The following is a 13,478-nucleotide window of genomic DNA, read 5'->3' on the forward strand; positions in this document are numbered from 1 at the left end:
TTTGTTCGTGAGGAACTGATTGACCATTCAAAGGAATTTTTACTAAATTTTTCTTAGCATCTTCTACTGCTTTCGCAATTGCTTCAGAAACATCTTTAGATTTTCCTAAACCGTGACCTACTACTCCGTTTTCATCTCCAACTACAACAATAGCTGAAAAACCAAAAGCTCTACCACCTTTAGTTACTTTAGTAACACGATTAACACTCACCAAACGGTCTTTTAATTCAAGACCTGCTGGTTTCACTAATTCTACGTTTTTATAATTTTGATACATACCTTAGAATTTAAGTCCCGCTTCTCTAGCGCCTTCAGCTAACGATTTTACTCGTCCGTGGTATAAGTTTCCTCCTCTATCAAAAGAGATAGTAGAAACACCTGCTTTAAGTGCTTTTTCAGCGATCAATTTACCAACTGCACTTGCAGTTTCGATTTTAGTACCTGTAGTAACCCCTTTATCTCTCGATGAAGCAGAAACTAAAGTAATACCGTTTACATCATCTATGATTTGCGCATAGATTTCCTTATTACTTCTAAAAACAGAAAGTCTAGGTTGAGCAGCAGTTCCGCTTACAGTCTTTCTGATTCTGAACTGTATTCTTTGTCTTCTTTCAGATTTTGTTAATGACATAACTTTATATTTTAAGCTGATTTACCTGCTTTTCTTCTTACTTCCTCACCAACAAACTTAACCCCTTTACCTTTGTACGGTTCTGGTTTACGGAAAGCTCTGATTTTGGCAGCAACTTGTCCTAATAATTGTTTGTCAAATGAAGTTAATTTCACTATCGGATTTTTACCTTTTTCCGAGATGGTTTCCACATTTACTTCAGAAACTACTTCAAGTACAATATTGTGAGAGAAACCTAAAGCTAAATCTAATTTTTGCCCTTGGTTTGATGCTCTATATCCTACTCCAACTAATTCTAATTGTTTTGTGAAACCGTCTGCTACTCCAATAATCATATTATTGATTAATGAACGATAAAGTCCGTGTTTCGCTCTCTCATTCTTATGGTCAGATGAACGTTCAACGATAACATTGTTATCTTCAATTTTGATCGTTACATCAGAATATTCCTGAGTAAGCTCGCCTAATTTTCCTTTTACTGTAACTACAGCGTCTTTCACTTCTACAGTTACTCCTGCTGGAATTGCAATTGGATTTTTACCTATTCTTGACATCTTATATGGTCTTTAAAATTAGTATACGTAACAAATTACTTCACCACCAACATGTAATTGTTTAGCCATTTTACCAGTCATCACTCCTTTAGAAGTTGACACGATAGCAATACCTAAACCATTTAAAATTCTTGGGATATTCGTAGAACTTGCGTATTTACGTAAACCTGGTTTACTAATTCTTTGGATATCTTTAATTACTGACTCTTTAGTATCTTTATCATACTTTAAAGCAATTTTGATAGTACCTTGAACGGTAGCATCTTCAAATTTGTAACTTAAGATATATCCTTGATCGAATAAAATCTTTGTGATTTCTTTTTTCAAGTTAGAAGCAGGTATTTCAACCACCTTGTGGTTTACTCTTGCTGCGTTTCTTACTCTAGTAAGATAATCGGCAATTGGATCTGTATACATATGTATAAATTTGCGATTATGGTTTTCAGGAAGCATTCGCTTCTTGAACCTTTAATCAATTAAAATTATTTTTTGGTTTGCAAAAGTAATAACTTTTTGCGAGATTACCAAGAAGCTTTTTTAACTCCTGGAATCAACCCTTGATTTGCCATTTCACGGAATGTTACACGTGAAAGACCAAATTGACGCATATACCCTCTTGGTCTACCCGTTAATTTACAACGATTGTGTAAACGAATTGGCGAAGCGTTTTTAGGTAATTTTTGTAATGCTTCATAATCTCCGGCTTTTTTCAAAGCTTTTCTTTTTTCAGCATATTTATCTACAACAGCTTGTCTTTTAACCTCACGGGCTTTCATTGATTCTTTAGCCATAACTTAGTTCTTTTTGAAAGGTAAACCTAATTCAGTTAATAATGATTTCGCTTCTTTATCTGTTTCAGCAGAAGTAACAAAAGTAATATCCATCCCTGAAATTTTGTTTACTTTATCAATGTCAATTTCTGGGAAAATGATTTGCTCAAGTACACCTAAGTTATAATTACCTCTTCCGTCAAATCCAGTAGATTTGATTCCACCAAAATCTCTTACACGAGGTAAAGATGATGTAATAAGTCTATCTAAAAACTCATACATTCTTTCACCACGTAAAGTAACTTTAGCGCCAATAGGCATACCTTTTCTTAGTTTAAATGACGCAACGTCTTTCTTTGAAATTGTAGCAACCGCTCTTTGACCAGTAATTTTAGTTAACTCATCAACAGCATAATCTACTAATTTTTTGTCAGACACAGCAGCACCTACACCACGGCTAATAACAATTTTTTCCAATTTTGGAACTTGCATTACATTTTTGTAACCAAATTCTTCTTTCAAAGCAGACACTATTCTGCTTTTATATTCTTCCTTTAGTCTTGGTAAGTATCCCATAACTATATAACTTGATTAGATTTTTTTGAAAATCTTACTTTTGTTTCTCCATCCATTCTAAAACCAACTTTAGAAGTCTCTTTTGTTTTAGAGTCTACTAATGCTAAGTTAGAAATATGAATAGGAGCTTCTTTTTTCACGATTCCACCTTGTGGGCTTTTTGCACTTGGTTTCGTGTGTTTTGAAACCATGTTTAATCCTTCCACTACAGCTTTGTTTTTGTCGCGAATTACACGTAAAACTTTACCTTCTTGTCCTTTATGATCACCAGCATTAACACGTACTAGGTCTCCTGATTTTATTTTAATTTTCATCATTTCTTTGAGAATTAAAGCACCTCAGGTGCTAATGATACAATTTTCATGAATTGTTTTTCACGAAGTTCTCTAGCTACTGGACCAAAAACACGAGTACCTCTCATTTCACCACCAGCATTTAATAATACGCATGCGTTATCATCAAATCTAATGTATGAACCATCGGCTCTTCTCACTTCTTTTTTGGTACGTATTACAACTGCAGTTGAAACAGATCCTTTTTTAACATTACTGTTTGGAGCTGCGTCTTTTATTGAAACTACAATTTTATCACCTACAGATGCGTAACGACGTTTCGTTCCACCTAGAACACGGATAGTTAAAACTTCTTTTGCTCCCGTGTTATCTGCTACTTTTAATCTTGATTCTTGTTGTACCATAATTACTTAGCTCTTTCAATGATTTCAACTAATCTCCAACATTTTGTTTTACTTAAAGGACGCGTTTCGCTAATCTTTACAGTATCACCAATATTACAGTCGTTTGTTTCGTCGTGTGCAACATATTTCTTAGTTTTTAACACGAACTTACCATACATAGGGTGTTTTACTCTTTTTGTTTCTGAAATAACAATAGATTTATCCATTTTATTACTAGTAACAACACCAACTCTTTCTTTTCTTAAATTTCTTTTTTCCATCTTTCAGCAGAATACAATTATTGTAACTCTCTTTTAGTAATTTCAGTAGCAATTCTTGCCACAGATCTTCTTAATGTTCTCATTTGAAGCGGATTCTCTATTGGAGAAATAGCATGAGCCATTTTAAGGTCGTTATACGTTTTCTTTACCTGAACAAGCTTTGCTTGTAAGTCAGCTACAGATAGATTTTTTATTTCAGATTGTTTCATAATTAATTTTTATTATGCTTCGAAATCTCTAGCAACGATAAACTTAGTTTTTACAGGAAGTTTTTGTGCTGCAAGACGTAACGCCTCTTTAGCTACTGAGATAGGCACTCCACCTACTTCAAACATAATTTTTCCTGGTTTTACAACAGCAGCCCAATATTCGACTGCTCCTTTTCCTTTACCCATACGTACCTCAAGTGGTTTTTTTGTAATAGGTTTGTCTGGAAATATTTTAATCCATAATTGACCCTCTCTTTTCATGTAACGAGTTGCAGCAATACGAGATGCTTCAATTTGACGAGACGTGATAAAAGAAGAATCCATAGATTTAATACCAAACATTCCGTTTGAAAGGATGTGCCCTCTTTGAGAGTTCCCTTTCATTCTTCCCTTTTGTACCTTACGATATTTTGTTCTTTTAGGTTGTAACATTTTGTCTTTAATTTAAAAAATTACTTTCTTTTGCGTGGAGCTGGTTTACCGCCTTTTCCTTTTGAATCAAAACCACCTCTTTCAGTTGATTTTGGACCTTTTTTGTCCATACCTACTAAAGGAGATAAATCTCTTTTACCATAAACTTCACCCTTCATTATCCATACTTTGATACCCATTCTACCATAAGTAGTATGCGCTTCAGTTAATGCATAATCAATGTCTGCTCTGAAAGTTGATAATGGAATTCTTCCTTCTTTGAAGCCTTCAGAACGCGCCATCTCTGCACCATTTAAACGACCAGAAATAAGAACCTTAATTCCTTCTGCGTTCATTCTCATTGCTGCTGCGATAGCCATTTTGATAGCTCTTCTGTAAGAAATACGACTTTCGATTTGACGAGCAATAGAGTTACCGACTAAGTAAGCATCTAATTCAGGTCTTTTGATTTCGAAAATGTTGATTTGAATTTCCTTATCTGTAATTTTCTTAAGTTCTTCTTTTAACTTGTCTACCTCTTGTCCGCCTTTTCCGATAATAATACCAGGTCTAGCAGTAGTGATAGTAACGGTTACAAGTTTCAAAGTTCTCTCGATGATTACTTTTGATACACTAGCTTTTGATAAACGAGCATGGATATACTTTCTGATTTTATAATCTTCAGCGATTTTGTCACCGTAATCATTTCCACCATACCAGTTTGAATCCCATCCTCTGATGATCCCAAGTCTGTTTCCTATTGGATTTGTCTTTTGTCCCATCTTACTTAATTTGCTTGTGTGTTATCGTTTGATCCTAATACGATTGTAACGTGATTAGAACGTTTTCTTATTCTGTGTGCTCTTCCTTGCGGTGCTGGACGAAGTCTTTTTAACATCATTCCACCATCTACAGTTATAGTTTTTATAAATAAACCTGCTTCAGAAACATTTCCTTCAGCATGTTTCTGCTCCCAATTGTTGATAGCAGACAATACTAATTTTTCTAATTTTCTTGAAGCTTCTTTTGAGCTGAATCTTAAAATATTCAAAGCTCTTTCCACTTTCTGACCTCTAACCAAGTCTGCTACTAAGCGCATTTTTCTAGGTGAAGTAGGGCAGTTATTCAATTTCGCGAAAGCAATAGACTTATTAGCCTCTTTTCTCGCATCTGCTGTTTCTCTTTTACGAACTCCCATTGCTTCTTATTTTTTACCTTTATTTTTTGCTCCAGCGTGACCTCTAAATGATCTTGTTGGTGAAAACTCTCCTAATTTGTGACCTACCATATTTTCTGTTACGTAAACTGGTACAAATTGACGACCGTTATGAACTGCTATTGTTTGTCCAACAAAATCTGGAGTAATCATAGAAGCTCTAGACCAAGTCTTAACAACTCCTTTATTACCACCGGCAATGTTTTCTTCAACTTTCTTTTCTAACTTATAATGAACGAAAGGTCCTTTTTTTAATGAACGTGCCATATCTTATTATTTCTTTCTACGTTCTACAATATACTTGTTACTCGGGTTCACCTTAGAACGAGTTCTATAACCTTTAGCTGGTAAACCTTTTCTTGAACGTGGATGACCTCCTGAAGAGCGTCCTTCTCCACCTCCCATAGGGTGATCAACTGGGTTCATAGCTACTGGTCTTGTTCTAGGTCTTCTTCCTAACCATCTAGTTCTACCTGCTTTACCAGATACTACTAATTGGTGGTCAGAGTTAGATACTGCTCCAATTGTAGCCGAGCAAGTTAACAAGATTAATCTTGTTTCTCCTGATGGCATTTTAATTGTTGCATATTTTCCATCTCTAGCCATTAACTGAGCAAATGTACCTGCCGAACGTGCAATTACTGCACCTTGTCCAGGTCTTAATTCGATACAAGAAATAACTGTTCCTAATGGAATTTTACTTAAAGGTAACGCATTTCCAATTTCTGGTGAAGCATCTTCTCCTGAAACTATAGTTTGCCCAACTTGTAAACCATTCTGTGCAATAACGTAAGTTTTTGCTCCATCTGCATAATATAATAATGAAATGAATGCTGAACGGTTTGGATCGTATTCGATTGTTTTCACATTAGCAGGAACTCCAACTTTTGTTCTTTTAAAATCAATTATACGATACTTTTGTTTATGACCACCACCTGTATAACGCATGGTCATTTTTCCTTGACTATTTCTACCTCCAGAGTTTTTTTTCGGTGCGATCAATGAACGCTCCGGCTTATCAGTTGTAATAGTGTCAAAGCTATTAACAACTCTAAAACGCTGACCTGGGGTAATAGGTTTTAATTTTCTAACTGACATTGTTGTATATTAGATATTAGTATAAAAATCTATCGATTCTCCTTCTTTAACTTGAACAACTGCTTTTTTGTAAGCATTTGTTTTTCCACTGATTAATCCGCTTTTGGTGTATTTTACACTTCTATCAGCTCTATAGTTCATTGTTCTAACAGCAACTACAGTAATACCAAACGCTGTTTCAACAGCTTTTTTGATTTGTACTTTATTAGCTGTTTTTTCAACTATAAAACCAAAACGGTTAAAAACTTCACCATCTTTAGTTAACTTTTCAGTTACAATTGGCTTGATAATAACACTCATGATCTGAATTATTTACTTAAATTAGCTTCTATCGCTTCAATTGAACCTTCTAAAAGAACCAAACTTTTTGCGTTTAAAATCGCATAAGTACTTAATTCTGAACTAGTTACAACAGAAGTTGTTTTTAAATTACGCGACGACAAATATACATTTTTATTTGAATCACCCAATATAAATAGAGATTTTTTGTTTTCTAACCCTAAAGAACCCAATACATTGATGAATTGTTTAGTGTTTGGTGCGTCGAAAGTAAAATCTTCAACAACAAGAATATTTGATTCCAAAGCCTTTATAGAAAAAGCAGATTTACGTGCTAATCTTTTTAAGTTTTTATTCAATTTAAATGAATAACTTCTTGGTCTTGGTCCAAAAACAGTACCACCACCTTTAAATAAAGGAGATTTTTTTGATCCTGCACGAGCAGTACCTGTACCTTTTTGTTTTTTTATTTTTCGTGTACTACCTGCAACTTCAGCTCTTTCTTTAGCTTTATGCGTTCCTTGTCTTTGGTTAGCCAAGTATTGCTTAACATCTAAATATACAGCATGTTTGTTAGGTTCTATAGCGAAAACGGTATCGTCAAGATTTACTTTACGACCTGTTTCTTTTCCGTTTATATCTAAAACTTTTACTTCCATTACTTCTGAATGATTACATAAGAGTTTTTGCACCCTGGTACACACCCTTTAATTACTAAAAGATTTTTCTCTGCAACAACTTTCAATACTTTTAAGTTTTGAATTGTTACATTATCTCCACCCATTCTTCCTGCCATTCTCATTCCTTTAAATACTCTAGAGGGATAAGATGACGCTCCAACAGATCCTGGTGCACGTAAACGGTTATGTTGACCGTGAGTGGCTTGACCTACCCCACCGAAACCATGACGTTTTACAACACCTTGAAATCCTTTACCTTTTGAAGTTCCAACTACGTCAACAAATTCACCTTCAGTGAATAAGTTTACATCAATTGAATCTCCTAACTTAAACTCCGCATCAAAACCGTGGAATTCAACAACTTTCTTCTTAGCAGCAGTACCCGCTTTTTTGAAGTGACCTTCTTCAGCTTTTACTGTATGCTTTTCAGTTTTGTCATCGAAACCTAATTGAAGGGCTTCATACCCATCAACTGCATTGGTTCTGACTTGGGTCACAACGCATGGTCCAGCTTCAATAACGGTACATGGAATATTCTTCCCATTCTCGTCAAAGATGCTAGTCATACCGATTTTTCTTCCGATTAACCCAGACATAAATACATATTATTTAATTAAACATTGATTTTCAGCACGATTGCTGAATTTTTTCAAGGGTGCAAATATATAAATATTTTATTATTCTCAAAAATAAATGTTAACTTATTTTTAAAAACAATAAAAATCTACTTTTTTTCCCTTGAGAATATAAAAAAACCGAGCAGTATTTCAACTCGGTTTTTTAATTATAATGAAATAAAGTTATACTTTAATTTCTACTTCAACACCACTTGGTAATTCCAACTTCATTAACGCATCAATCGTTTTTGAAGAAGAACTATAAATATCTAAAAGTCTTTTGTATGACATTAATTCAAACTGCTCTCTAGATTTTTTGTTTACGTGTGGAGAACGTAATACTGTGAAAATTCTTTTGTGTGTTGGTAATGGAATAGGACCCGTTACTACTGCACCTGTACTCTTTACAGTTTTTACAATCTTCTCAGCAGATTTGTCTACCAACATATGATCGTAAGATTTCAATTTTATTCTGATTTTTTGACTCATTTTCTTAAGAATTAAGCGTTACCTTTTGCTTTTTTAATTACCGCTTCTGAAATATTAGCAGGTGTTTCAGCGTAGTGTGAGAACTCCATTGTTGAAGTTGCTCTACCTGAAGACAATGTTCTTAATGTAGTTACATAACCGAACATTTCTGATAATGGCACATCTGCTTTGATAGTTTTAGCTCCGTTTCTGTCACCCATGTCATTCACCTGACCTCTACGACGGTTAATATCTCCTACGATATCTCCCATGTTTTCTTCTGGTGTAATAACTTCCATTTTCATGATAGGCTCTAATACGATTGCTCCAGCAGCTTTTGCTACTTCTCTATAACCCATTCTTGCTGCTAATTCAAAAGAAAGCGCATCAGAATCGACAGGGTGGAAAGATCCGTCAGTTAAAGTTACTTTTAAACTATCTACTTGGTATCCTGCTAAAGGACCAGATTTCATAGCTTCACGGAAACCTTTTTCAACAGATGGAATATATTCTTTAGGAACGTTACCACCTTTTACCGCATTAACAAACTGTAATCCAACAGGAGCTTTACCATCAACTAAATCAGCTGGTTCTAATGTAAATACGATATCACCGAATTTACCACGACCTCCAGATTGTTTTTTGTATGTTTCTCTGTGTGTAGCAGTTTTTGTGAATGCTTCTTTATATTCAACTTGAGGCTCACCTTGGTTTACTTCAACTTTGAATTCACGTCTCATTCTATCTACAAGAATATCTAAGTGTAACTCACCCATTCCTGAAATAATAGTTTGACCTGAAGCCTCGTCTGTTCTTACAGTAAATGTTGGATCTTCTTCAGCTAATTTTGCTAAAGCCATACCCATTTTATCAACGTCTGCTTTTGTTTTTGGCTCAATAGCGATACCAATTACTGGCGCAGGGAATTTCATTGACTCAAGAATAATTGGGTGTTTTTCATCACACAATGTATCTCCAGTTTTAATATCTTTAAAACCAACTGCTGCTCCAATATCTCCAGCTTCGATATATTCGATTGGATTTTGTTTGTTAGCGTGCATTTGATAGATACGAGAAATTCTTTCTTTACTACCAGAACGTGTATTTAACACATAAGAACCAGCATCTAAACGACCTGAATAAGCACGGAAGAAAGCTAAACGACCTACGAATGGGTCAGTAGCAATTTTAAATGCTAAAGCAGCGAATGGCTCTTTAACATCTGGCTTACGTAATATTTTAGTTTGATCTTCTTCTAATAATTCAGCATCATCAGGGTGAATACCTTCAATACCTTCTTTATCCATTGGAGATGGTAAGTATTTACATACAGCATCTAACATGAATTGAACCCCTTTGTTTTTGAAAGACGAACCTGCAATCATAGGGATAATAGCCATATCCATAACCGCAGCTCTTAATGCAATATTGATTTCTTCCTCAGTAATTGAATCCGGATCTTCCATGTATTTATCAAGCAAGTTCTCATCGTAATCTGCAACTGCTTCAATAAGGATATCTCTGTATTCTTTTACTTCATCAAGCATGTCAACTGGAATATCAACAACTTCATAAGTTGCTCCCATTCCTGCATCATCCCAAACAATTGCTTGGTTTCTTACTAAATCAACAACACCTTTGAAATCATTTTCTTCACCAATAGGTAAAGTAATTGCAACTGCGTTAGACTTTAACATATCTCTTACTTGTTGACATACCATCAAAAAGTTAGATCCTTGTCTGTCCATTTTGTTAACAAAACCGATACGTGGTACTTTGTATTGATCTGCTAATCTCCAGTTAGTTTCAGATTGTGGCTCAACACCATCAACTGCACTAAATAAGAAAACTAAACCATCTAAAACACGTAAAGATCTGTTTACTTCTACAGTAAAATCAACGTGTCCAGGAGTATCAATAATATTAAAGTGATAAGGCAATGATTCTGGCAACAATTTACCTTGTGTAGTTGGAAAATTCCACTCACAAGTTGTAGCTGCTGAAGTAATTGTAATACCTCTTTCTTGTTCTTGAGCCATCCAGTCCATTGTTGCAGCACCATCATGTACTTCACCAATTTTGTGTGATTTACCAGTATAGAATAATATACGCTCAGTTGTTGTTGTTTTACCAGCATCAATGTGAGCAGCAATTCCAATATTTCTTGTATATTTAAGTTCTCTAGCCATCTCTATTCAAATTAAAATCTAAAGTGAGAGAATGCTTTGTTAGCATCTGCCATTTTGTGAGTATCCATTCTTTTCTTAACTGCTGCACCTTCTTCTTTGGCCGCTGCTAAAATTTCTGCAGCTAATTTACCAGCCATAGATTTTTCATTTCTTCTTCTAGTGTAAAGAATTAACCATTTAATTGCCATAGATACTTTTCTATCTGGGCGAATTTGCATTGGAATTTGAAATGTAGCTCCACCCACTCTACGTGAACGTACTTCTACGTGAGGCATAACGTTTGTTAATGCATCTTTCCAAATTTCTAATGCTGATTTCTCTGCATCTTGTTTTTTTGTTTCAACTATTTCTAAAGCATCATAAAATACTTTAAAAGCAACTGATTTTTTACCATCCCACATTAAGTTGTTTACGAAACGTGTTACCAACTGATCGTTGAATTTTGGATCTGGCAAAAGAGGTCTTTTTTTGGCCTGTCTTTTTCTCATGTCTTTTCTTTAAAAGTGTTAAATAATTACTTTTTAGCTGCTTCTTTAGGGCGTTTTGTACCGTATTTAGATCTACGTTGTGTTCTGTCTTTAACACCTGCTGTGTCTAAAGCACCACGCACAATGTGGTATCTAACTCCTGGTAAATCTTTTACCCTTCCACCTCTAACTAATACTATCGAGTGCTCTTGTAAATTATGCCCCTCTCCAGGAATGTATGCATTTACTTCGTTTCCGTTTGTTAAACGAACCCTAGCTACCTTTCTCATTGCTGAGTTTGGTTTTTTTGGAGTCGTTGTGTAAACACGAGTACATACACCTCTTCTTTGAGGACATGAATCTAAAGCCGCCGATTTACTCTTCTTAGTTATTTTGGTTCTTCCTGTTCTAACTAACTGCTGAATTGTTGGCATAATTAAATTTTAATTAAACTTTGTTTATTGTTACCTTATTTTAAGGGATGCAAAGGTAGAAATTATTTTTAATTATACAAACTCTATATTATTTATTTTTAATTTTCTAACTTTTTGATAACCAGATATAGTCGAATGGCTTTAAGTTAAAATATCCAAAGTCTTAAATTTGTGTTACTTTTAAAATTAAACAACAAAATAAATTCAAGAAAAATTACGTTATATTTGGACTATGAAATATTTGTTTTTTCTATTTTTTCTGTCACCATATATATATAGTCAGCAATTTTATTTAAAAATTGAAGGAAGTTCTTCTGTTGAAAATAAAATAATTGATAGCATTGGCTACACTAAAAAGCATATCGATATAAAGAATATTTTAGAAACTCAAAAAAAATTCAATGACAATTTATTAAAAATTGGCTATTTAGAAAACGAATTTCTTCAATCCAAAAAAAATAACGACAGTAGTTTTACCTTTATGTATAGATTAGGGAATTTAACTCGGAATATTGAAATTAAAAACGATAGTCTATCAAATGAAGTGAAAGAAATTTTAAATTTAACCACTTCTGAAATCATTTTACTTTCTAATACAGAAAATTACATTAACGAAAAATTAAATGTTTTAGAAAAGAAGGGTTTTGCTCAATCGAAAATACATTTAAGAAATTTTACCAAAACCAACAACCTATTACAAGCTGATTTAGTAATTGAATTAAACAAAATTAGAAAGATTAACCAATTGGTTTTTCAAGGATACAGCCAATTTCCTGAAGGTATTAAAATAGTTTTTTTAAGAAAATACAACGCAAAACCTTTTAACAAAGATGTTATTAAAAAAATTCATTCCGATTTTAATGCTTTGCCTTTTGTATCACAGCTAAAATATCCTGAAGTTTTATTAACAACAGATTCTACAAAAGTATATTTGTATTTAGAAAAAAGAAAGAACAATACTTTTGATGGTTTTTTAGGATTTGGAAACAAAGAAGCGACTCAGAAATTACAATTTAATGGCTATTTGGATTTGAACTTGTATAATAATTTAAATTCTGGAGAGCGATTTAATTTATATTGGAAAAATGACGGAAATAAACAAAGTACGTTCAATGTTAATTTAGATTTAGCTTACATTTTTAAGAGTCGGTTGGCATTAAAAACAAATTTAAGAATTTTTAAACAAGATACCATTTTTCAAAATAGTAGTTTCGATTTCGATTTGGGTTATATGATAAATTACAACACAAAAGTTTTTATAGGCTATAAGGATAATGTTTCGGAAGCGATTCAAAAAGCAACATCTTCAACCATTAAAGATTTAAAATCCACATTTATTACTTCTGTTTTTGAACATAAAAAAGTTAGTTTTGACGATTCTTTATTTCCAGATAAATTTACCGTTTTTACAAAATTCGGAATGGGTAACCGAACAGCAAGCGCCGTAAAAACGAATCAGTTTTTTGCTCAAATTCAACTACAAAAATTGCTCGAACTCAACAAAAAAAATGTTATTCATATTAAAACAGATACCTATTTTCTTCAAAGCAATGATTATTTTACTAATGAACTATACCGATTTGGAGGCATTCAATCCATTAGAGGTTTTAACGAAAATAGCTTGCAAGGAAACGTATTTACTGGTCTTTTTGCCGAATATCGCTATGTCGCTTCACCCAATTTATATTTTTACAGTATTACTGATTTCGGATATTACCAAGACAAAGCCAATAATACCGAAGACCAACTTTACGGACTGGGTTTTGGTTTCGGATTACTTAGCAATGGTGGCTTATTTAATTTAGTGTATGCCAATGGAAATACTGGAAACCAAACCATAAAACTATCTAATTCTATAGTTCAAATTAGTTTTAAAACGTATTTTTAAAATAAATTTGAATAAACTTACCTATATTTGCACC

General features: G+C 33.6%; 23 protein-coding genes. 1 reads left to right on the top strand and 22 read right to left on the bottom strand.

Annotated features, from left to right (window positions below; all coding sequences use genetic code 11):
* The 22 genes from ABWP78_RS07875 to rpsL all read right to left on the bottom strand — a co-directional run.
* A partial coding sequence (locus tag ABWP78_RS07875) for an uS5 family small ribosomal subunit protein (protein ID WP_502905475.1) occupies window positions 1-277 on the bottom strand: 277 nt, incomplete at its 3' end.
* A 3-nt stretch (window positions 278-280) separates the two neighbouring features.
* Entirely contained in the window at window positions 281-631 is a 351-nt protein-coding gene (gene rplR / locus ABWP78_RS07880) for a 50S ribosomal protein L18 (protein WP_353170338.1), read from the bottom strand.
* 11 nt (window positions 632-642) lie between these two features.
* Window positions 643-1,185 carry a 50S ribosomal protein L6 gene (gene rplF, locus ABWP78_RS07885; protein WP_353170340.1) on the bottom strand — a complete coding sequence of 181 codons (543 nt, stop codon included), beginning with the start codon at window positions 1,183-1,185 and terminating at the stop codon, window positions 643-645.
* An 18-nt stretch (window positions 1,186-1,203) separates the two neighbouring features.
* Complete coding sequence (gene rpsH, locus ABWP78_RS07890) at window positions 1,204-1,602, bottom strand: 30S ribosomal protein S8 (protein ID WP_353170342.1); 399 nt, start codon at window positions 1,600-1,602, stop codon at window positions 1,204-1,206.
* A 104-nt stretch (window positions 1,603-1,706) separates the two neighbouring features.
* Window positions 1,707-1,976, bottom strand: a complete 270-nt coding sequence (gene rpsN, locus ABWP78_RS07895; protein ID WP_091314321.1) for a 30S ribosomal protein S14 — start codon at window positions 1,974-1,976, stop codon at window positions 1,707-1,709.
* Between the two features lie 3 nt (window positions 1,977-1,979).
* A complete protein-coding gene (gene rplE / locus ABWP78_RS07900) occupies window positions 1,980-2,531 on the bottom strand; it encodes a 50S ribosomal protein L5 (RefSeq protein WP_353170344.1) in 552 nt (183 codons plus the stop codon).
* 2 nt (window positions 2,532-2,533) lie between these two features.
* On the bottom strand, window positions 2,534-2,848 hold the full coding sequence (rplX, locus tag ABWP78_RS07905) for a 50S ribosomal protein L24 (protein ID WP_091314328.1): 315 nt from the start codon (window positions 2,846-2,848) through the stop codon (window positions 2,534-2,536).
* Window positions 2,849-2,859: 11 nt separating this feature from the next.
* On the bottom strand, window positions 2,860-3,228 hold the full coding sequence (gene rplN, locus ABWP78_RS07910) for a 50S ribosomal protein L14 (protein ID WP_091314332.1): 369 nt from the start codon (window positions 3,226-3,228) through the stop codon (window positions 2,860-2,862).
* Between the two features lie 2 nt (window positions 3,229-3,230).
* Window positions 3,231-3,488 (bottom strand): 30S ribosomal protein S17, encoded by a 258-nt coding sequence (rpsQ, locus tag ABWP78_RS07915; RefSeq protein ID WP_166125940.1) that lies wholly within the window; start codon window positions 3,486-3,488, stop codon window positions 3,231-3,233.
* A 17-nt stretch (window positions 3,489-3,505) separates the two neighbouring features.
* Entirely contained in the window at window positions 3,506-3,697 is a 192-nt protein-coding gene (gene rpmC / locus ABWP78_RS07920; protein ID WP_291241489.1) for a 50S ribosomal protein L29, read from the bottom strand.
* Window positions 3,698-3,709: 12 nt separating this feature from the next.
* A complete protein-coding gene (gene rplP, locus ABWP78_RS07925; protein ID WP_291241490.1) occupies window positions 3,710-4,129 on the bottom strand; it encodes a 50S ribosomal protein L16 in 420 nt (139 codons plus the stop codon).
* 20 nt (window positions 4,130-4,149) lie between these two features.
* Window positions 4,150-4,890, bottom strand: a complete 741-nt coding sequence (gene rpsC / locus ABWP78_RS07930) for a 30S ribosomal protein S3 (RefSeq protein ID WP_353170347.1) — start codon at window positions 4,888-4,890, stop codon at window positions 4,150-4,152.
* Window positions 4,891-4,895: 5 nt separating this feature from the next.
* Window positions 4,896-5,306, bottom strand: coding sequence for a 50S ribosomal protein L22 (gene rplV / locus ABWP78_RS07935; protein WP_353170349.1), 411 nt, complete (start codon window positions 5,304-5,306; stop codon window positions 4,896-4,898).
* 6 nt (window positions 5,307-5,312) lie between these two features.
* Window positions 5,313-5,591, bottom strand: a complete 279-nt coding sequence (gene rpsS / locus ABWP78_RS07940; protein ID WP_024981511.1) for a 30S ribosomal protein S19 — start codon at window positions 5,589-5,591, stop codon at window positions 5,313-5,315.
* Between the two features lie 6 nt (window positions 5,592-5,597).
* Entirely contained in the window at window positions 5,598-6,422 is an 825-nt protein-coding gene (rplB, locus tag ABWP78_RS07945; protein WP_353170351.1) for a 50S ribosomal protein L2, read from the bottom strand.
* Between the two features lie 9 nt (window positions 6,423-6,431).
* Window positions 6,432-6,722 carry a 50S ribosomal protein L23 gene (gene rplW / locus ABWP78_RS07950; protein ID WP_353146852.1) on the bottom strand — a complete coding sequence of 97 codons (291 nt, stop codon included), beginning with the start codon at window positions 6,720-6,722 and terminating at the stop codon, window positions 6,432-6,434.
* An 8-nt stretch (window positions 6,723-6,730) separates the two neighbouring features.
* The gene (gene rplD / locus ABWP78_RS07955; protein ID WP_353170395.1) at window positions 6,731-7,360 is read right to left on the bottom strand and encodes a 50S ribosomal protein L4; all 630 of its coding nucleotides are present in this window, start codon (window positions 7,358-7,360) and stop codon (window positions 6,731-6,733) included.
* Window positions 7,360-7,977, bottom strand: coding sequence for a 50S ribosomal protein L3 (gene rplC / locus ABWP78_RS07960; protein ID WP_353170353.1), 618 nt, complete (start codon window positions 7,975-7,977; stop codon window positions 7,360-7,362). The genes rplD and rplC overlap by 1 nt, the downstream gene beginning before the upstream one ends.
* 204 nt (window positions 7,978-8,181) lie before the next feature.
* Window positions 8,182-8,487: a 30S ribosomal protein S10 gene (gene rpsJ, locus ABWP78_RS07965; protein WP_091314374.1), complete on the bottom strand. Its 306-nt coding sequence runs from the start codon at window positions 8,485-8,487 to the stop codon at window positions 8,182-8,184.
* 11 nt (window positions 8,488-8,498) lie between these two features.
* A complete protein-coding gene (gene fusA, locus ABWP78_RS07970) occupies window positions 8,499-10,655 on the bottom strand; it encodes an elongation factor G (RefSeq protein WP_353170355.1) in 2,157 nt (718 codons plus the stop codon).
* Window positions 10,656-10,666: 11 nt separating this feature from the next.
* On the bottom strand, window positions 10,667-11,143 hold the full coding sequence (rpsG, locus tag ABWP78_RS07975) for a 30S ribosomal protein S7 (RefSeq protein ID WP_353170357.1): 477 nt from the start codon (window positions 11,141-11,143) through the stop codon (window positions 10,667-10,669).
* Between the two features lie 26 nt (window positions 11,144-11,169).
* A complete protein-coding gene (rpsL, locus tag ABWP78_RS07980; protein WP_091314384.1) occupies window positions 11,170-11,556 on the bottom strand; it encodes a 30S ribosomal protein S12 in 387 nt (128 codons plus the stop codon).
* 232 nt (window positions 11,557-11,788) lie between these two features.
* Between rpsL and ABWP78_RS07985 the strand changes: the two genes are divergently transcribed.
* On the top strand, window positions 11,789-13,444 hold the full coding sequence (locus ABWP78_RS07985; protein WP_353170359.1) for a BamA/TamA family outer membrane protein: 1,656 nt from the start codon (window positions 11,789-11,791) through the stop codon (window positions 13,442-13,444).
* Window positions 13,445-13,478: the final 34 nt, after the last annotated feature.

It is taken from the genome of Flavobacterium sp. (assembly GCF_040402955.1).
Classification (GTDB): Bacteria; Bacteroidota; Bacteroidia; order Flavobacteriales; family Flavobacteriaceae; genus Flavobacterium.

Coding starts and splice junctions, on each gene's coding strand:
- rpsG (WP_353170357.1), bottom strand. CDS start 11,143: ATGAGAAAAAGACAGGCCAAAAAAAGACCTCTTTTGCCAGATCCAAAA.
- rplB (WP_353170351.1), bottom strand. CDS start 6,422: ATGTCAGTTAGAAAATTAAAACCTATTACCCCAGGTCAGCGTTTTAGA.
- rpsC (WP_353170347.1), bottom strand. CDS start 4,890: ATGGGACAAAAGACAAATCCAATAGGAAACAGACTTGGGATCATCAGA.
- rplR (WP_353170338.1), bottom strand. CDS start 631: ATGTCATTAACAAAATCTGAAAGAAGACAAAGAATACAGTTCAGAATC.
- rplW (WP_353146852.1), bottom strand. CDS start 6,722: ATGAGTGTTATTATCAAGCCAATTGTAACTGAAAAGTTAACTAAAGAT.
- rpmC (WP_291241489.1), bottom strand. CDS start 3,697: ATGAAACAATCTGAAATAAAAAATCTATCTGTAGCTGACTTACAAGCA.
- rplE (WP_353170344.1), bottom strand. CDS start 2,531: ATGGGATACTTACCAAGACTAAAGGAAGAATATAAAAGCAGAATAGTG.
- rpsL (WP_091314384.1), bottom strand. CDS start 11,556: ATGCCAACAATTCAGCAGTTAGTTAGAACAGGAAGAACCAAAATAACT.
- rplF (WP_353170340.1), bottom strand. CDS start 1,185: ATGTCAAGAATAGGTAAAAATCCAATTGCAATTCCAGCAGGAGTAACT.
- rplC (WP_353170353.1), bottom strand. CDS start 7,977: ATGTCTGGGTTAATCGGAAGAAAAATCGGTATGACTAGCATCTTTGAC.
- fusA (WP_353170355.1), bottom strand. CDS start 10,655: ATGGCTAGAGAACTTAAATATACAAGAAATATTGGAATTGCTGCTCAC.
- rpsH (WP_353170342.1), bottom strand. CDS start 1,602: ATGTATACAGATCCAATTGCCGATTATCTTACTAGAGTAAGAAACGCA.
- rpsS (WP_024981511.1), bottom strand. CDS start 5,591: ATGGCACGTTCATTAAAAAAAGGACCTTTCGTTCATTATAAGTTAGAA.
- rplN (WP_091314332.1), bottom strand. CDS start 3,228: ATGGTACAACAAGAATCAAGATTAAAAGTAGCAGATAACACGGGAGCA.
- rplX (WP_091314328.1), bottom strand. CDS start 2,848: ATGATGAAAATTAAAATAAAATCAGGAGACCTAGTACGTGTTAATGCT.
- rplV (WP_353170349.1), bottom strand. CDS start 5,306: ATGGGAGTTCGTAAAAGAGAAACAGCAGATGCGAGAAAAGAGGCTAAT.
- rpsQ (WP_166125940.1), bottom strand. CDS start 3,488: ATGGAAAAAAGAAATTTAAGAAAAGAAAGAGTTGGTGTTGTTACTAGT.
- rpsJ (WP_091314374.1), bottom strand. CDS start 8,487: ATGAGTCAAAAAATCAGAATAAAATTGAAATCTTACGATCATATGTTG.
- rplP (WP_291241490.1), bottom strand. CDS start 4,129: ATGTTACAACCTAAAAGAACAAAATATCGTAAGGTACAAAAGGGAAGA.
- ABWP78_RS07985 (WP_353170359.1), top strand. CDS start 11,789: ATGAAATATTTGTTTTTTCTATTTTTTCTGTCACCATATATATATAGT.
- rplD (WP_353170395.1), bottom strand. CDS start 7,360: ATGGAAGTAAAAGTTTTAGATATAAACGGAAAAGAAACAGGTCGTAAA.
- rpsN (WP_091314321.1), bottom strand. CDS start 1,976: ATGGCTAAAGAATCAATGAAAGCCCGTGAGGTTAAAAGACAAGCTGTT.